17 protein-coding genes are annotated in these 16,052 nt (G+C 69.6%); 9 read left to right on the top strand and 8 right to left on the bottom strand.

All coding sequences use genetic code 11. The annotated features are described in order from the left end of the window. The first annotated feature begins 67 nt into the window (after nucleotides 1-67). Genes pstC through pstB form a run of 3 tightly spaced genes read left to right on the top strand, consistent with a single transcriptional unit; the run spans nucleotide 68 to nucleotide 2,966 of the window. Nucleotides 68-1,087, top strand: a complete 1,020-nt coding sequence (gene pstC, locus B5557_RS23925) for a phosphate ABC transporter permease subunit PstC (protein WP_079661382.1) — start codon at nucleotides 68-70, stop codon at nucleotides 1,085-1,087. After that, nucleotides 1,084-2,148: a phosphate ABC transporter permease PstA gene (gene pstA / locus B5557_RS23920; protein WP_079661381.1), complete on the top strand. Its 1,065-nt coding sequence runs from the start codon at nucleotides 1,084-1,086 to the stop codon at nucleotides 2,146-2,148. The genes pstC and pstA overlap by 4 nt, the downstream gene beginning before the upstream one ends. Nucleotides 2,149-2,189: 41 nt before the next feature. Continuing rightward, complete coding sequence (gene pstB, locus B5557_RS23915) at nucleotides 2,190-2,966, top strand: phosphate ABC transporter ATP-binding protein PstB (protein ID WP_079661380.1); 777 nt, start codon at nucleotides 2,190-2,192, stop codon at nucleotides 2,964-2,966. Nucleotides 2,967-3,945: 979 nt separating this feature from the next. On the opposite strand, the gene B5557_RS23910 is transcribed toward pstB, so the two are convergent. Both B5557_RS23910 and B5557_RS23905 read right to left on the bottom strand, forming a co-directional pair. Then, nucleotides 3,946-4,944 carry an inorganic phosphate transporter gene (locus B5557_RS23910; RefSeq protein WP_079661379.1) on the bottom strand — a complete coding sequence of 333 codons (999 nt, stop codon included), beginning with the start codon at nucleotides 4,942-4,944 and terminating at the stop codon, nucleotides 3,946-3,948. 7 nt (nucleotides 4,945-4,951) lie between these two features. Beyond that, nucleotides 4,952-5,572, bottom strand: a complete 621-nt coding sequence (locus B5557_RS23905; RefSeq protein WP_079661378.1) for a DUF47 domain-containing protein — start codon at nucleotides 5,570-5,572, stop codon at nucleotides 4,952-4,954. 214 nt (nucleotides 5,573-5,786) lie between these two features. Between B5557_RS23905 and B5557_RS23900 the strand changes: the two genes are divergently transcribed. Further along, nucleotides 5,787-6,119: a metal-sensitive transcriptional regulator gene (locus B5557_RS23900; protein WP_079661377.1), complete on the top strand. Its 333-nt coding sequence runs from the start codon at nucleotides 5,787-5,789 to the stop codon at nucleotides 6,117-6,119. On the opposite strand, the gene B5557_RS23895 is transcribed toward B5557_RS23900, so the two are convergent. Both B5557_RS23895 and B5557_RS23890 read right to left on the bottom strand, forming a co-directional pair. Beyond that, nucleotides 6,105-6,356, bottom strand: a complete 252-nt coding sequence (locus B5557_RS23895; RefSeq protein WP_079664956.1) for a hypothetical protein — start codon at nucleotides 6,354-6,356, stop codon at nucleotides 6,105-6,107. The two genes, B5557_RS23900 and B5557_RS23895, sit on opposite strands and share 15 nt — an antisense overlap. Before the next feature lie 121 nt (nucleotides 6,357-6,477). Then, the gene (locus B5557_RS23890; RefSeq protein WP_079661376.1) at nucleotides 6,478-7,314 is read right to left on the bottom strand and encodes a hypothetical protein; all 837 of its coding nucleotides are present in this window, start codon (nucleotides 7,312-7,314) and stop codon (nucleotides 6,478-6,480) included. 164 nt (nucleotides 7,315-7,478) lie between these two features. Here B5557_RS23890 and B5557_RS44270 point away from each other — a divergent pair, with 164 nt between their 5' ends. Together B5557_RS44270 and B5557_RS23880 are read left to right on the top strand one after the other, a co-directional pair. Further along, nucleotides 7,479-7,649 carry a hypothetical protein gene (locus B5557_RS44270; protein ID WP_173877723.1) on the top strand — a complete coding sequence of 57 codons (171 nt, stop codon included), beginning with the start codon at nucleotides 7,479-7,481 and terminating at the stop codon, nucleotides 7,647-7,649. A gap of 118 nt (nucleotides 7,650-7,767) precedes the next feature. Beyond that, nucleotides 7,768-9,333: an FAD-binding oxidoreductase gene (locus B5557_RS23880; RefSeq protein WP_079661374.1), complete on the top strand. Its 1,566-nt coding sequence runs from the start codon at nucleotides 7,768-7,770 to the stop codon at nucleotides 9,331-9,333. Between the two features lie 76 nt (nucleotides 9,334-9,409). On the opposite strand, the gene B5557_RS23875 is transcribed toward B5557_RS23880, so the two are convergent. Both B5557_RS23875 and B5557_RS23870 read right to left on the bottom strand, forming a co-directional pair. Then, nucleotides 9,410-10,120, bottom strand: coding sequence for a phosphatase PAP2 family protein (locus B5557_RS23875; protein WP_079661373.1), 711 nt, complete (start codon nucleotides 10,118-10,120; stop codon nucleotides 9,410-9,412). Nucleotides 10,121-10,289: 169 nt separating this feature from the next. Next, the gene (locus B5557_RS23870) at nucleotides 10,290-11,297 is read right to left on the bottom strand and encodes an NlpC/P60 family protein (RefSeq protein ID WP_079664955.1); all 1,008 of its coding nucleotides are present in this window, start codon (nucleotides 11,295-11,297) and stop codon (nucleotides 10,290-10,292) included. A 238-nt stretch (nucleotides 11,298-11,535) separates the two neighbouring features. Here B5557_RS23870 and B5557_RS23865 point away from each other — a divergent pair, with 238 nt between their 5' ends. Beyond that, complete coding sequence (locus B5557_RS23865; protein WP_443031269.1) at nucleotides 11,536-12,312, top strand: carbonic anhydrase; 777 nt, start codon at nucleotides 11,536-11,538, stop codon at nucleotides 12,310-12,312. 16 nt (nucleotides 12,313-12,328) lie between these two features. Here B5557_RS23865 and B5557_RS23860 read toward each other — a convergent pair whose 3' ends face one another. Beyond that, nucleotides 12,329-13,078: a trypsin-like peptidase domain-containing protein gene (locus B5557_RS23860; protein WP_079661371.1), complete on the bottom strand. Its 750-nt coding sequence runs from the start codon at nucleotides 13,076-13,078 to the stop codon at nucleotides 12,329-12,331. A gap of 134 nt (nucleotides 13,079-13,212) precedes the next feature. Between B5557_RS23860 and B5557_RS23855 the strand changes: the two genes are divergently transcribed. Continuing rightward, nucleotides 13,213-13,455, top strand: a complete 243-nt coding sequence (locus tag B5557_RS23855) for a DUF397 domain-containing protein (protein WP_079661370.1) — start codon at nucleotides 13,213-13,215, stop codon at nucleotides 13,453-13,455. A gap of 82 nt (nucleotides 13,456-13,537) precedes the next feature. Here B5557_RS23855 and B5557_RS23850 read toward each other — a convergent pair whose 3' ends face one another. Then, complete coding sequence (locus tag B5557_RS23850) at nucleotides 13,538-14,092, bottom strand: GNAT family N-acetyltransferase (protein WP_099937218.1); 555 nt, start codon at nucleotides 14,090-14,092, stop codon at nucleotides 13,538-13,540. 309 nt (nucleotides 14,093-14,401) lie between these two features. On the opposite strand from B5557_RS23850, the gene B5557_RS23845 reads away from it, so the two are divergent. After that, the gene (locus B5557_RS23845; protein WP_079661368.1) at nucleotides 14,402-15,763 is read left to right on the top strand and encodes a S53 family peptidase; all 1,362 of its coding nucleotides are present in this window, start codon (nucleotides 14,402-14,404) and stop codon (nucleotides 15,761-15,763) included. Nucleotides 15,764-16,052: the final 289 nt, after the last annotated feature.

Here is a 16,052-nt window from a genome sequence, read left to right as displayed (position 1 = left end):
TCCACAACCCGGCCCCACCCGAGCCGCCCACACATCCGCGAGGCGGCTCCGCAGACCGGAGACCCCCATGGACATATCGACGCACAAGTCAGACACGGACGACACCCCTCCCCCCACGGCCCCGCCGGCCGCGACCGCCGAGCAGAAGCGCGCGGCCCGCGCCGCCACCCGACCCGGTGACCGCATCTTCCTGGCGCTCTCCCGCGGCTCGGGCATCTTCCTGTTGGTGATCATGGCCGCCATCGCGGCCTTCCTCACCTACCGGGCCTACCTCGCCATCAGCAAGGACGACGCCAACTTCCTCACCACCTTCGAGTGGAACACCGGCATCGTCCCGCCGAAGTTCGGCATCGCGGTCCTGGCCTTCGGCACGGTGGTCTCGTCGATCATCGCCATGGTCATCGCCGTTCCGATCGCGGTGGCCATCGCCCTGTTCATCACGCACTACGCCCCGCGCAGGCTGAGCGGCCCGATCGCATACGTGATCGACCTGCTCGCCGCCGTGCCGTCCATCGTGTACGGCCTGTGGGGCGCCCTGATCCTCGTACCGCACATGGACGGTCTGTTCGGCTGGCTCAACGACTACTTCGGCTGGACCGGCGTCTTCTCCTGGGACGAGGGCGCCCCGCGCTCGATGCTCACGGTGGGCATCCTGCTGGCCGTGATGGTCCTGCCGGTCATCACCAACGTCAGCCGCGAGGTGTTCCGCCAGGTCCCGCAGATGCACGAGGAGGCGGCCCTGGCGCTCGGCGCCACCCGCTGGGAGGTCATCCGCATGTCGGTGATCCCCTTCGGCCGCTCCGGAGTGATCTCGGCGTCGATGCTGGGCCTCGGCCGCGCACTGGGCGAGACGATGGCGGTGGCCACGGTCCTGTCTCCCGACTTCGACATCCACGCCAGCCTGCTCAACCCGGGCGGCGGCACCTTCGCCCAGAACATCGCCAGCAAGTTCAACGAGGCGACGGAGTTCGGCCGTGACGCGCTCATCGCCTCCGGTCTGGTCCTGTTCGTCATCACCTTGCTGGTCAATGGCGCGGCACGCATGATCATCGCCCGGCGCGCGGAGTACTCGGGGGCCAACGCATGAGCCACACAGCAGCAGTAGCAGACAAGGCCCCCAGCACGCTGCGAGCGGCCAGCCTGCCGAAGTGGTCCCCCTGGGCCATCGCCGTCGGCTCCCTCGTCCTCGCGGTCCTCATCGGCCTCGTCGGCGGGCTGGACAGCAAGGTCCAGTGGGGTCTGATCGCCGGCCTGCTCTTCGTCTTCGGCACGTTCGGCATCGCCGCGAAGGTGGAGGGCCGCCGCCAGGCGAAGGACCGGGTCGCGACGAGCCTGGTCTGGGTGGCGTTCATCCTGGCGGTCATCCCGCTGGTGTCCCTGCTGTGGACGACGATCCAGCGCGGCACGAAGGTCCTCGACGTCTACTTCCTCACCCACTCGATGGGCGTGGTCGCCGACTCCGAGCCCGGCGGCGGCATCTACCACGCCATCATCGGCAGCCTGGAGCAGGTGGGCCTCGCCACGGCGATCGGCGCCCCGGTCGGCATCCTGACGGCGATCTACCTGGTGGAGTACGGGCGCGGCAAGCTGGCGAAGGCCGTCACGTTCTTCGTGGACGTCATGACCGGCATCCCGTCCATCGTCGCGGGCCTGTTCATCCTCAGCCTCATGCTGATGCTGGACATGCAGCCGTTCGGCTTCGCCGGCTCGCTGGCGCTGGCGATCCTGATGATGCCGGTCGTCGTACGCTCGACAGAGGAAATGCTGAAGCTGGTCCCGAACGAGCTGCGCGAGGCGTCTCTCGCCCTGGGCGTCCCGAAGTGGCGCACGATCCTGAAGGTGGTAGTCCCGACGTCGATCGGAGGCATCATCACGGGCGTGATGCTGGCGATCGCCCGTATCGCGGGCGAGACGGCTCCGGTGCTGCTGTTGGTCTTCGGCAACCCGTTCATCAACAACAACCCCTTCGAGGGTGCGCAGGCGTCGCTCCCGCTGTACATCTACCAGCAGTACGCGCAGAGCGCGGGTTCGACGGCTGCCTACGACCGTGCCTGGGCGGCGTCGCTCACGCTGATCGCCTTCGTGATGATCCTGAACCTGGTGGCCCGCGGCATCGCCCGCTGGAAGGCCCCGAAGACCGGTCGCTGACGCGGCCATACAGCGACTGATCGGGAAGTGAAGTAGAAATCATGGCCAAGCGAATCGACGTAAGCGGACTGACCGCCTACTACGGCGCCCACAAGGCGATCGAGGACATCTCGATGACGGTCGAACCGCGCTCGGTGACGGCCTTCATCGGCCCCTCCGGCTGCGGCAAGTCGACGTTCCTGCGCACGCTGAACCGTATGCACGAGGTGACGTCCGGCGGCCGGGTCGAGGGCAAGGTGCTCCTGGACGACGAGGACCTGTACGGCCCCGGCGTGGACCCGGTGTCCGTCCGCCGTGAGGTCGGCATGGTCTTCCAGCGCCCCAACCCCTTCCCCACGATGTCGATCTTCGACAACGTGGCCGCGGGTCTCCGCCTGAACGGCAGCTACAAGAAGAGCGAGCTGGCGGACGTCGTCGAGAAGTCCCTCAAGGGCGCGAACCTCTGGAACGAGGTCAAGGACCGCCTGAACAAGCCCGGTTCGGGCCTGTCCGGCGGCCAGCAGCAGCGGCTGTGCATCGCGCGGGCGATCGCGGTGGAACCGAAGGTCCTGCTGATGGACGAGCCCTGCTCGGCCCTCGACCCCATCTCCACCCTCGCCATCGAGGACCTGATCGGCGAGCTGAAGGAACGCTTCACGATCGTCATCGTGACCCACAACATGCAGCAGGCGGCGCGCGTCTCGGACCGCACGGCCTTCTTCAACCTGGCCGCCGTCGGCCAGCCCGGCAAGCTGATCGAGATCGACGAGACGGAGCGCATCTTCTCCAACCCGTCGGTCCAGGCCACGGAGGACTACATCTCCGGCCGCTTCGGCTAAACCCCCAAACCCCTCGCGGTGCTGCATGGCGGTGCCACCGCGAGGACACAAAGAGCCCGCCCCCCGGCTCCCGGGGGGCGGGCTCACGTCTACCTCCGGCGGACGGGCGGGCGTGAGGGGGGCCGGCTCCGCCGGCGGCAAGGAACAGCGAGGCGAGGCCGGCCCCCACCGGCCAGGGCGAGAGCACAGAGATGGCTCCGCCAGGGTGGGGGCAAGACCCCCGCAAGGGTTGCATGGGACGAAGTCCTCGCGGGGGACCGGGGCGAAGCCCCAGGACGAACTCCCCGGGGGCACGGAGGCGAAGCCCCGCAACAGGTGCGGGCGACGAAGTCCCCGCCGGGAGGCCAGGCCGGAGTCCCAAGGCGCAGGCAACACACCAACCCACCAACCCACCAACCCAGCCCACCGAGTTGGACAGACGCGCGCACCAACCTCCGGGGGCACATGGGCGAAGCCCCCACAAGAGGTGCAGGCAACGCACCCCCCGCCGGGGAGCGGGGCAGAACCCCAACGAGGGCAACGCCACCCACCAAGCTGGGCTAATGCGCGCACTGCTCCCCCCGGGGGTCGAAGGGGCGGAGCCCCGCGAGGGGTGCAGGGGAGGCAGTCCCCGCCGGGCCCGGAACGAAGCCCCCGGGCGGGGTTGCAGAACACGCACTCCCGCCGGGCCCGGAGCAAAGCCCTCGGGCGGGGTTGCAGAACACGCAGTCCCCGCCGAGGGTGGGGTTACCCCTTCGGCTTACCGAGCCGGAGTGACGCGCGGCCCCGGGGCGCAGGGGTGCAGGGGCGGAGCCCCGCGAGGGGCGAAGGGGCGGAGCCCCGCGAGGGGTGCAGGGGACGCAGTCCCGCGAGGGGTGCAGGGGACGCAGTCCCGCGAGGGGTGCAGGGGACGCAGTCCCCGCCGGGGGCCGGGGCGGAGCCCCGGGGTGCTGGGTGACCCTTCGACCTACCGAGTCGGGTGGGTGGGTGGGCAGGAGGGCTACAGGAACGCCAGGTTCACCAGCCAGAACGCGCATGCCGCGACCACCGCAGCCGCCGGCATGGTGATGAACCACCCCAGGACAATGTTCTTCGCGACTCCCCACCTCACGGCATTGACCCGCTTCGTCGCCCCCACACCCATGATCGCCGAAGTGATCACATGCGTCGTGGAAATCGGCGCCTTGAACAGAAACGCCGTGGTGAACATGATCGACGCACCGGTCGTCTCCGCCGCGAACCCCTGCGGCGGATCAAGCTCAATGATCTTCCGCCCCAGCGTGCGCATGATGCGCCACCCACCCGCATACGTCCCCAGCGACAGCATCACCGCACAAGCGATCTTCACCCACACCGGAATCGGATCGTCGGCCCCCTGAACATCGCCGATGACCAACGCCATCACCACGATGCCCATCGTCTTCTGCGCGTCCTGCAGACCATGCCCCAGCGCCATCCCCGCCGCAGAAACGGTCTGGGCTATCCGAAAGCCCCGCTTCGCCTTGTGCGGATTGGCTCGCCGGAACAACCACAAAATAGCCGTCATCACCAGATAACCGACGACAAGCCCCACCACCGGCGAGACGAACATCGGAATGACGATCTTCTCGAGCACGCCGGACCAGATGACATCCGTGCCCCCGGCGAGCGCGGCGCCCACCATGCCCCCGAACAGCGCGTGGGACGACGACGAGGGCAACCCGAAGTACCACGTGACGAGATTCCACACGATCGCCCCGATCAACGCGGCGAACAGAATCCCCATCCCCTTCGACCCGTCGGGAGTCTCGATCAGCCCCTTGCTGACGGTGTGCGCAACGCCACTCCCCAGAAAAGCGCCGGCAAGGTTCATCACAGCGGCCATGGCCAGCGCGGCGCGCGGCGTCAGCGCCCGCGTCGAAACAGACGTGGCAATGGCGTTCGCCGAGTCGTGGAAGCCGTTCGTATACGTGAATCCGAGCGCGACGCCAATGGTCACGACCAGAGCAAAGGTGTCCATGAAGTGCTCAGGACTCCTTGACCGCGATGGTCTCCACCGTGTTGGCCACGTGCTCGAAGGCGTCGGCGGCCTCCTCCAGCACATCCACGATCTGCTTCAGCTTGAGCACCTCGATGGCCTCGTACTTGCCGTTGAACAGATGCGCGAGCAGCTTCCGGTGGATCTGGTCGGCCTGGTTCTCGAGCCGGTTGACCTCGATCCAGTACTCGGTGAGGTTCTCCATGGTCCGCAGGTTCGGCATGGCCTCGGCCGTCAGCTCCGCCGCCCGCGCCAGCACCTCGATCTGCTGCTCGACCCCCTTGGGCAGCTCCTCCACGTTGTAGAGGACGACCAGGTCGACGGCCTCCTCCATGAAGTCCATGATGTCGTCGAGCGAGGACGCGAGGTTGTAGATGTCCTCACGGTCGAACGGCGTGATGAACGAGGAGTTCAGCTGGTGGAAGATCGCGTGCGTGGCATCGTCACCTGCGTGTTCCGCGGCCCGCATACGCTCTGCGATCTCGGCCCGGCTGGCGGGGTCCGCCCCGAGCAGTTCCATCAGGAGTTTCGAGCCCGTGACGATGTTGTCCGCGGATGCGGCGAACATGTCGTAGAAGCTCGTCTCCCTGGGGGTCAGACGAAATCGCACGTGGGGTCCTCAAGATGCATCGGTTTCGGTCAGGCTGATGCTAGGCGCATCATCCGGCCACGGCTAACGGCCGCCCCCCAGTGTCACCCATGAGGGAGAGCGACCGGCAGGGGGGCGACCGACGAAGTCCCTGCTGGGGCCGTATACCCGCCGAAGTTCGGTACCATATACCCAGTAGGGGTATGGGTCTGGAGCTGGAGCGCTGGAGGACAGGATGACGACCACCGAGGCCGGCACGGAAGCCCCCGCCCCCGAATCGGGACAGGTCCACGGCTACCACAAGCAGAAGGACGAGCACCTCAAGCGCCTGCGCCGCATCGAGGGCCAGATCCGCGGCCTGCAGCGCATGGTCGACGAGGACACCTACTGCATCGACATACTCACCCAGGTGTCCGCCTCCACCAAGGCCCTGCAGTCCTTCGCGCTGCAGCTCCTGGAGGAGCACCTGCGCCACTGCGTCGCCGACGCGGCCGTCAAGGGCGGCGACGAGATCGACGCGAAGGTGGAGGAAGCGACCAAGGCGATCGGCCGCCTACTGCGCACCTGACCCACCGGACCCGCGCTCACCACGCCCCGCCCGATCACGCTCCCTCTCCCCTGCCCGCTCCCGCGCCGCCTCCTCGACCTGCTCCTCCCCCACCCGCAGCACCTGATCGATGCTCTCCAGACTGAGCCGTTCCTCACCTGCGGCCGAGGCCGCGATGATCAGCTCTCCACACAGCTCGATCTCGGCGAGGGCCACGTGGTCCTGAACTGCCGTACCGCCGCCCGGAGCCACGCGCATCACCTCGTCTCTGCCGTCACCGGCTTCCTAGAGTAGGGAGCGCTATACACCGCGCGCATGGCACGGACGGGCTAGTCCTTGTGCCCACCCTGTGGCTGAATCTGTCCGCTCCGAGTGAGGTTCATTCCTGCGCGATCCGCCCCGCGTAGATGTCCCCGGCGGCCGGCAACCGCACATCGACGGGCGCGCCGAAGTCGTACAGCAGCGTCGTGGAGGCGACCGCGACGGCCTCCTTCTGCTTCCCGTTGACGAAACTGAACCGGTGTCGGACCTTCCGGATGCGCCCCTCGTCGTCGAGGTAGACGTCGAACGGCACCCGAGCCGTGGCGAACCCTTTCGCCGCCGCCCGCAGCGCGTCCCGTCCCCCCGCGGACGCGTCCTCGGCGGCCACCGCCAGATCGGCCGTCCCGCGATAGTGCCGCACCGCCGTCCCGGCCACCTCGGTCCTTCCGACGTACGTCGCCGTCCGCGTCCCCCGCAGCACCTCGGCGGCGGCGAACGGATCGGTGGCCCCGCCCGTCACCAGGTTCCCGTCGGACAGGGTCGCCGTCGCCACCCGTACCCACTTGTCGTCCGGCACGCCGGCCCCACGGTTCTTCATGAACAGGGCCCCGGGCGCGAGGAGTTCGGTGATCGGCCGGTGCTCGCTCGCCCCGGCCGGGTCCTGCGGCAGCAGCACCCTCAGCTGCCCGAGCTGCTTGCGGTAGTCGTAGACCCCCTGGCCCCGGATGGTCACCCGGGTCCCGCCGGTGGCCATCTCCATCGACGTACGGGCCTTCGACGTGCCCGCCTCGACGAGGGTGTCGGCAACTCGGTGCAGTGTGGCCACGGGATCGGCCGCCCGGCCGTCCTCGGCGGCGGCCCCGCCCCCGGAGCACCCGGCGGTGCCCGCACAGATCCCCGCCACGATCCCCGAGAGAACCGCCGCACCCACGTGCTTGCGCTGCCGCTCCGCCATGGCCTGCCTACCCCCAGCCGGTACGTCCGTCACGGGCCCCCTGTCGTTCCGGTTAACGACGGGTAGGTGCCCCCGTCACGCAGAGCCGAGGGCTTGTGGCCGGATTGCGTGCGGCTTGCGACCGCCATACGGGTCTTTTACCGAGCATGGGTACCGTTGTCTGCGTGACACAGCAAGACGGCTCGGACCATCCCCGCACCGACGAGGACCACAGCACCACGACCGTCGAACAGGGCCGCTTCTGCCTGGCCCGCTGCACCTGCGGCTGGCGCGGCCCGGCCCGCCGCGCGAGAAGCCTGGCCAGATCGGACGCGGAGAGCCACATCCACAGCTGACCGGCTGATGTCACGGACGTCACTGTTCCGTCACCGCCGACGCGGGCCGGAACCCGTGGTCCCATGTCCCCGTCTCGCTGCATGAAGCCGACAGCCGGTCGAGGGAAGGCGCAAGAACATGGAACGGCGTACGTTCATCGCAGGCGGCACGGCAGCGGTCGCGGCGGCAGTGACCGCCTGCAAGGCGACCGGCGGCAGCGCGCACGCCTCCACCTCGGCCACCGGGAGCGCCGGCGGCACCGGTCCGAACAGCCCTTTCACCACCACCAGCGTCTCCGCCCCCGCCAACTGGACCGCGCTGGCCCGCGATCTGGACGGCACCCTGGTCCGCCCCGGCGACGCCTCCTGGGCGACGGCCCGCCAGCTCTACAACACCCGCTTCGACGGCCTCAAGCCGGCGGCGGTGGCGTACGTCGCCCACGCCGACGACGTCCGCACGGCCCTGGCGTACGCCCGCGCCCACCGGACGAAGGTCGCGATCCGCAACGGCGGCCACTCCTACGGCGGCTGGTCCTCCGGCGACGGCCGGCTGATCATCGACGTCTCCAAGCTGAACCGGGTCCGCGCGAGCGGCACGACGGCCGTGGTCGGCGCGGGCTCCAAGCTGATCGACGTCTACCGGGCGCTCGCCGCGAAGGGCGTGACGATCCCGGCGGGCTCCTGCCCCACCGTCGGCGTCTCCGGTCTGGTCCTCGGCGGCGGCCACGGCGTCGTCTCCCGCGCCTACGGCCTGACCTGCGACAGCCTCACCCAGGCCACCATCATCACCGCGGACGGCAGGGAGCTCACCGCCAACGCGACGACGAACAAGGACCTGTTCTGGGCGCTGCGCGGCGCCGGCAACGGCAACTTCGGCGTCGTCACGGAGCTGCAGTTCAAGACCCACCCCGCGCCCCAGGCGGTGACGGGCTACCTCACCTGGCCCTGGGCGAAGGCGGCCGCGGTGATAAAGGCCTGGCAGGAGTGGGGTCCGTCGCAGCCCGACGAGATCTGGTCCTCCCTGCACCTGGAGAACGGCAGCGGCACCCCCACCGTCTCGGTGGCCGCGTTCTGCATCGGCACCTATGGCCAGCTCCAGAACGCGGTGGACCGCCTCGCCGACAAGGTGGGCGCCCGGGCGTCGTCCGTATCCCTGCGCCGCCGCGGCTACGAGGAGGCGATGGAGGCGTACGCCGGCTGCTCCTCCTTCACCACCGACGCCCAGTGCCACCTCCCCGGCTCCACCCCGGGCCGCGCCGCGCAGGGCAAGCTGGGCCGGGAGACGTACACGGCCCGCTCGGACTTCTTCGACCGCTCGCTGACGACGGCCGGCATCCAGACCCTGCTGAAGCAGATGAGGACAGTCCAGGGCGGTGCCGGCAGCATCGCCCTCATCGCCCTCGGCGGCGCGGTCAACCGGGTCTCCCCCACGGCGACGGCGTTCGTCCACCGCCGCTCGCGGATGCTGGCCCAGTACATCGTGTCGTGGAGGGCGGGCACGGCCGGTACGACGGCCCAGTCCTGGCTGAACACGGCCCACAAGGCGATGACCCCGTACGCCTCGGGCGCGGCCTACCAGAACTACGCGGACCCGACCCTCACGAACTGGCGCAAGGCGTACTACGGCGAAGCGCTCCCGCGCCTGACCCAGCTGAAGAAGCAGTACGACCCGACCAGCTTCTTCACCTACTCGCAGGCACTCTGAACCGCAGGCACTCTGAACCGCAGGCACTCTGACCTCGGGCAGGCTGACCGCGTACACACTGACCGCAGGCGATGAGCTAGGCGGCGAGGTCCCGTTCCTCCGCGGCGACCTCGCTGCGCGCGCCCGGGATGAGCCCGTCCCGCTCGCCGGTCCGAGCGGCCCGGCTGCGCACGATCCACCCGGCGCGGGGCGAGCGGTCGACGGCCTTCAGCACGGGTGTGAGCATCATGGAGGCGACGGGCGACAGCAGCAGGGCGACGGCGGTCCCGAGCGCGAACCCGCCGACGACGTCCGTCGGATAGTGCACCCCCATGAAGACCCGGCAGAACCCTTCGAGCAGGGCGATCCCTATCCCCGCGAGCCCGAACTTCCGGTTGGCGACGAACAGTCCGACGGCCATGGCCATGGTGAGGGTGGCGTGGTCGCTGACGAAGGAGTAGTCGGTCTTGCCGGAGACGAGCACCTCCAGCCCCTGATGGTCAAGGAAGGGCCGGGGCCGCTCCACAAACCCCCGTATCGGCACGTTCACCAGCACGGCGATCCCGGCGGCGAGCGGCGCCCACACCAGCGCGGCGACGGAGCCCGCGGCCTCCTCGGCCCCACCGGGCCGGCGCCGCACACCCCACCAGCACCACACGATCAGCAGCACCATGGCGAGCAGCAGCCCGTACTCGCCCACGAACTCGACGGCCCGGTCGACCCAGTGCGGGGCGTCCTTGGCCAGGCCGTTGATGTCATAGAGCAGGTCGACGTCGGGGTTCGACCCGGATTCGGCGAGTCCAGCCATGGTGCTGCGGCCCCTTCGTCGTGTGCTGCCCGGCGCACCTCACATGCGCCCGCCTCAACAGGAACGCACGGCCCCGGTTGATACGTTCCACTCTCCACTGAATGATCACTCAGACGTTATCGAAGAGAGACAGATCCCCGCAGCTCAGAGGCCGGGTCCGGGGCCTGCCTCAGACCGTCGTGGGGAGCGCTTTCGCGCCATCTTCGGTGACCCGGGTCGCCCCGAAGTACTCTGCCGTGTCGATGGGATCGAACCGGATGACCGCTCCCGTGTAGGGCGCGTCGATCATGTAGCCGCCCCCGACGTAGATCCCCACGTGGTGGATGGCCCGCGAGTTGCCGAGGTCGGTCGAGAAGAACACCAGGTCCCCCGGCAGCAGCTCGCTGCGCTTGGGGTGCGGGCCGGCGTTGTACTGGTCGTTGGCGACCCGGGGCAGGGTGATCCCGACGCTCTCGTAGGCGGCCTTGGTCAGCCCGGAGCAGTCGAACCGTCCTCCCTGGTCAGCGGTGCCGTTCCCGCCCCAGAGATAGGGCGTGCCGAGCTTCTTCTGGGCGAAGTAGATGGCCCCCGCGGCCTGCTTGGAGGGATCCACCCGGCTGACGGGCGCGGCGAAGGACTCCTCCAGCGTCGTGATCGTCTTCACATAGTTCTGGGTCTCCTTGTACGGCGGTACGCCGCCGTACTTGATGACCGCGTCCGGCCCCGCGTTGTAGGCCGCGAGCATGTTCTTCGTGATGTCCCCGCGGACGCTCTTCACATACGACGCGAGCTGGCAGTCGTACGACGCGGCCGACGGAATCGCGTCATTCGGGTCCCAGACGTCGCGGTCGCCGTCCCCGTCTCCGTCGACTCCGTGCGTGGCCCAGGTGCCCGGGATGAACTGCGCTATCCCCTGCGCGGCGGCGGCGCTCTGCGCTCTCGGGTTGAACCCGCTCTCCTGGTAGAGCTGGGCGGCGAGCAGTGCGGGGTTGATGGCGGCGCAGAGGTTGCCCCACTTCTGAACCAGCGTCTGATAGGCGGCGGGCACGGCCCCCTTGGCCAGCGACCGGGACGCCCCGCCCACGCCGTTCACCATGTTCCCGCCGACGACGTACACCCCGATGACGAGCGCCATCATGAAGGCGGCTCCGGCACTGACGGCAGCAGTCGCCACGATCCACGTCCTACGCACCGTCAACCACCCCTCGCCGCCCGGGAGTCCGCCCACGCCAGTGTAGAGGCGGCCTCCGGGCCACGGGGTGATCACACGGGAGGACGGCTCGATCCACGGATCCCCGCGTGCCGGAGCAGGCGGGTCAACGGCAGCCCCGGGCCGCGTCAAGCATCGCCCAACGTTCGCTCCTGCCTTCCCCATTCATGCCCATGATTCGGCAACGGCAGCGATCATTTTCGGCCTCGGTCATACGTTCCACCCCGTGAGCTCTGAGAACACCCCCGGAAACATCCCCCGAAACACCCCCCACGGAACCGCCCGTCGCGCCCTTCTGCGCGGCGGCATGGCCGGCGCCCTGGCCGTCGGCGGCGCGGCCCTCGCCACCGCCCCCGCGTCCGCCACCGCCCCCGTGTCCGCCTCCACGCCCGCCACCGGCCCTTGGACCACCGCCCGTCCCGGCACGGCCGACGAAGCCCTGCGGGAACTGGCCGCGGGCAACCGCCGCTGGCGCACCTTCTGCGAGCGACACCCGGACGAAACCCCCGCCGTACGACAGAGCCTGACAGCGGGTCAGCATCCGTTCGCCGTCGTCCTCGGCTGCATCGACTCCCGCGTGCCGCCCGAGCTGGTCTTCGACCAGGGCCTCGGCGACCTGATGACGGTCCGCACCGCGGGCGAGGTGCTCGACGAGGCCGTACTCGGCAGCGTGGCCTACGGCGTGCTCGAACTGGGGATCCCGCTGATCATGGTGCTCGGCCACCAGTCGTGCGGCGCGGTGAAGGCGGCCGTACAGGCGGACCTGACCGGCGACAAGCTGCCCGCCCACATCCAGTACCTGGCCGACCAGATCATCCCGTCCATAGACCGCACGAAGCAGGGCGACGCCCGCGTCGACTCCACCGTCGACGCCAACGTCCGGGCCGTCCGCGCACGCCTCGCCGCCGTGCCCGACCTGGCCGCGAAGATATCCGCCGGCGAGCTCGCGGTCGTCGGCGCCCGCTACGAACTGACCACCCAGCTCGTCCACACCCTCGCGTAGCCCCTGAGGGCCTGCCCTAGGGGGCGGACGTCGCGTCCTTGTACAGTTCCGCGGCCTCCGCCCCCAGGACCACGCTGTACGAGATGTCGGGCGTGGCGCCGCCCTGCTCGTGACCGCCCAGGACGCCCACGACCTCGTCGTAGCCGTTCACCCAGGGGCTGCCGCTGGTGCCGCCGGTGAAGGCGGGGCAGGTGATGCGCTGCTGGGTGGCGCTGTGGGCGGTGGGCCGGTTCGTACAGCGGATCGGCGCCTCGACGGAGTCGGGGTAGCCGGTGACGGTGACAGCCGTGGCCCCGGTTGTGGTACGCGTCACAAAACGATTGCCGCCGACAACGTCCTCGACGTTCTTTCCGTCCTTCTCTCCGAGGACGGCGAAGGCCACGTCGCTGTCCTCGTCCTGCCCCTTGTTCCAGCCGTCGGGCATAAAGGACTGCTTGATCTTCCAGACCCCGTAGGGGGCCTGTCCGACCCGGTAGCCGGGTACGAACGCCAGTTCGCCGGACACGCTGCTGAGGCAGTGCGCCGCGGTGGCGATGAGGTCGTGGTGCGGGCTGTGCACGACGGACGCGGTGCAGAAATGCTCGCCGGTGAGTCTGCCGGCGACCGCGTCGTCGGCGCTGAACAACGCGCCGACCCGTGCGAACTTCGGGGTCGCCACCGCGACGGCCGTGACCCCCAGGGGGCCGGGCGCGCCGTCGGCAGTCGCTTCGGAGGCGGAGGTGACGGCCAACATGACGACCGCACCGAGCAGTGCGTTTCGCTTCATCGGGTTCACTGTGTCCCACGAAGGTGAGAGAAACGTCAGAGACATGCATTCTCATACGACGCTACCCGCACTTGGCCCTCAAAACCTCCCGGCTTTGTCCGCCGGGCCTCATCACCCCCCTAAGGACACTTCCGATGGCTGAAATCCCCCCCGACCTCATCTGGACCCGTGCCGCCCCGCCGGACGCGACCGGCCCCGGCCCGTGGATCGAGATCGCCTTCGGCGCGGGGGACGACGGCGAGGCGCCCGTCTACCTGCGGGAGACCAGCGACCCGGACAACGTCGTCACCACGAACCGGCGCAAGTGGGACGCGTTCGTGCTGGGCGTCCAGGCAGGCGAATTCGACCACTTCGTGGAGGGCGTTGAGCTCGACTGACCGCACGCCCCCACCCGGCGCCCCATGCACAGCACCCCTTTGCACAGCCCGCCTCGCACCGCAAGTTCTCACAGCCCACGTCTCAGACATCGCCCCGCACCACCGCGTGCAGGTGCTGGTCGTGCCACCCGTCCGCGTGCAACAGGGCGCTGCGCATGGTGCCCTCATACGCGTACCGCGCCTTTCGCGCCACCCGGCACGACGCCTCGTTGGCGACCGCGTGGCACAGGCGCAGGCGGTGCAGGCCGAGGTCGTCGAAGGCCCACCGAGTGAGCCGGCCGACCGCCTCGACAGCGACACCGCCGCCCCGGGCGGCCGGCAGCAGCCAGTAGACGATCTCCGCGCTGCCGCCGTCGAGATCGACGTCGTTCCAGCCGGCCAGCCCGACAACCTCACCGCCGTCGGCACGGGACCGGGCGACCGCCCAGATCGCACCGGTCTCCACCCGCCAGCGCTCCCGCATCCGCTCGATCCGCCGTACCGCGGCCTCCCGATCGGGCACGGCGAGCAGGTTCCACTGTCCGATCGCCGGATCGCCCGCGGCCGCCACCAACGCGGACGCGTCCCCCGCCTCCCAGGGCCGCAGCTCCAGCCCGGCGCGCGGGAGGGTGAGCACCGGCTGCTCGACACAGGCCATCCGACCTGCGGGGACGACAGGGGGCACGGCGGACACGGGGGCGTTCACCGCGGCATCGTGCCACAGGCGTCCCGTGCCGGGGATCGGCACACCCGAGGTCAAGTTCCGGCCATCCGCGCACCATCGCCCCGCCATTGATCAGCAATCCCCCAACCCCCTTCAGTAAGGCGGAAGTCAGGATTCCACCACCTGTCTTGTTGTCGCGTACTCAACAAGGGAACGTCGTCCGCGGGCCGCCGCCCCCACCGGCAACCACGCCGGTGGTCCCCACCCGCAGGCCTCTGTCCACCTCACGCAGGAGGCTGTACGTTGCGTACGCCCACCCCCAACACCCCCCACATACGCGGCAGATGGCACCGAATAGGCTCCGCCGCCGCGGCCACCGCCGCCCTCGTCATCGCCGGTCTCGGCACCGCGGCCCACGCCGACGCAGCCACCCCGACGCCTTCCAAGGTCAGCGCCCGCGCCATCGCCACCCAGGTCGCGAAGGCCCACGTGACCTACACCCAGCAGTGCGACCAGACCCCGAAGAAGGGGTTCGCGTCCTGCAACGCGCTGCGCGTCACCGGCGGCACCACCGCCTTCCAGGAGGAGCAGGCCGCCAAGAAGGGCATCGCGCCCAAGACGGTCTCGCCGAACGCCGCCACCGACTCCCCCACGGGCTACGGCCCCTCCGACCTCCAGTCGGCCTACGGCCTGACCGACGCCGCGTCCTCGGGCGGCTCCGGCAAGACCATCGCGATCGTCGACGCGTACGACGACCCCAACGCGGAGTCCGACCTGGCCACCTACCGCGACTACTACGGCCTCCCCGCCTGCACGACCTCCAACGGCTGCTTCAAGAAGGTCAGCCAGACGGGCTCCACCACCTCCCTCCCCACCGCGAACAGCGGCTGGGCCGGTGAGATCTCGCTCGACCTCGACATGGCCTCCGCCGTCTGCCCGAACTGCAAAATCCTGCTCGTCGAGGCCAAGTCCTCCTCGATGGCCAACCTCGGCACCGCGGTGAACCGCGCGGTCACCCTGGGCGCGAAGTACGTCTCCAACAGCTACGGCGGCTCCGAGTCGTCCTCCGACACCAGCTACGACTCCTCGTACTTCAACCACCCGGGCGTCGCCATCACCGTCAGCGCGGGCGACGAGGCGTACGGCGCCGAGTACCCGGCGGCCTCCAAGTACGTGACCGCCGTCGGCGGCACCAAGCTGTCCGCCGCCTCCAACAGCCGCGGCTGGACGGAGTCGGTCTGGAAGACCAGCAGCACCGAGGGCACCGGCTCGGGCTGCTCCTCGTACGACGCCAAGCCGACCTGGCAGACCGACACCGGCTGCTCGAAGCGCATGATCTCCGACGTCTCGGCCGTCGCCGACCCGGCGACCGGCGTCTCGGTCTACGACACCTACGGCGCCGACGGCACCGGCTGGAACACCTACGGCGGCACCAGCGCCTCGGCCCCGATCATCGCGAGCGTCTACGCCCTCGCCGGGACCCCGGGCAGCAGCGACTACCCGGCCTCCTACCCCTACGCCGCGGCCGGCACGTCCGCCCTCAACGACGTGACCAGCGGCAACAACGGCACCTGCGCGACGAGCTACTTCTGCACCGCCAAGTCCGGCTACGACGGCCCGACCGGCTGGGGCACCCCGGAGGGCATCGGCGCCTTCACCGGCTGACCCTGATCCTCCGTCACCCGAAGCAGCCACAGTGGGCCGTGGGGGCCACACGTGGCGAACGGCGAGCGGGCCGCGGCATCCAGCCGCGGCCCGCTCGCCGTTCGTCATGAGACCATCGATGAGAACATCGAAACGTACGCTCACCCGACCAGCCGTCAGAAACGGTACGGAGCCGTGAAGTGGGCTAACGACGGAACCACACCACAGGTTCCGCTCCGGCCTCATTGCCCGGCGTAACCTGCCGTGATACACAGAGTGACCGTACGAGTCAATCGTACGAATCCTGACC

Source organism: Streptomyces sp. 3214.6 (genome assembly GCF_900129855.1).
Lineage (GTDB): Bacteria > Actinomycetota > Actinomycetes > Streptomycetales > Streptomycetaceae > Streptomyces > Streptomyces soliscabiei.
Note: the sequence above shows the minus strand (reverse complement) of the source record. Positions and strands in the feature narration are given on the sequence as shown.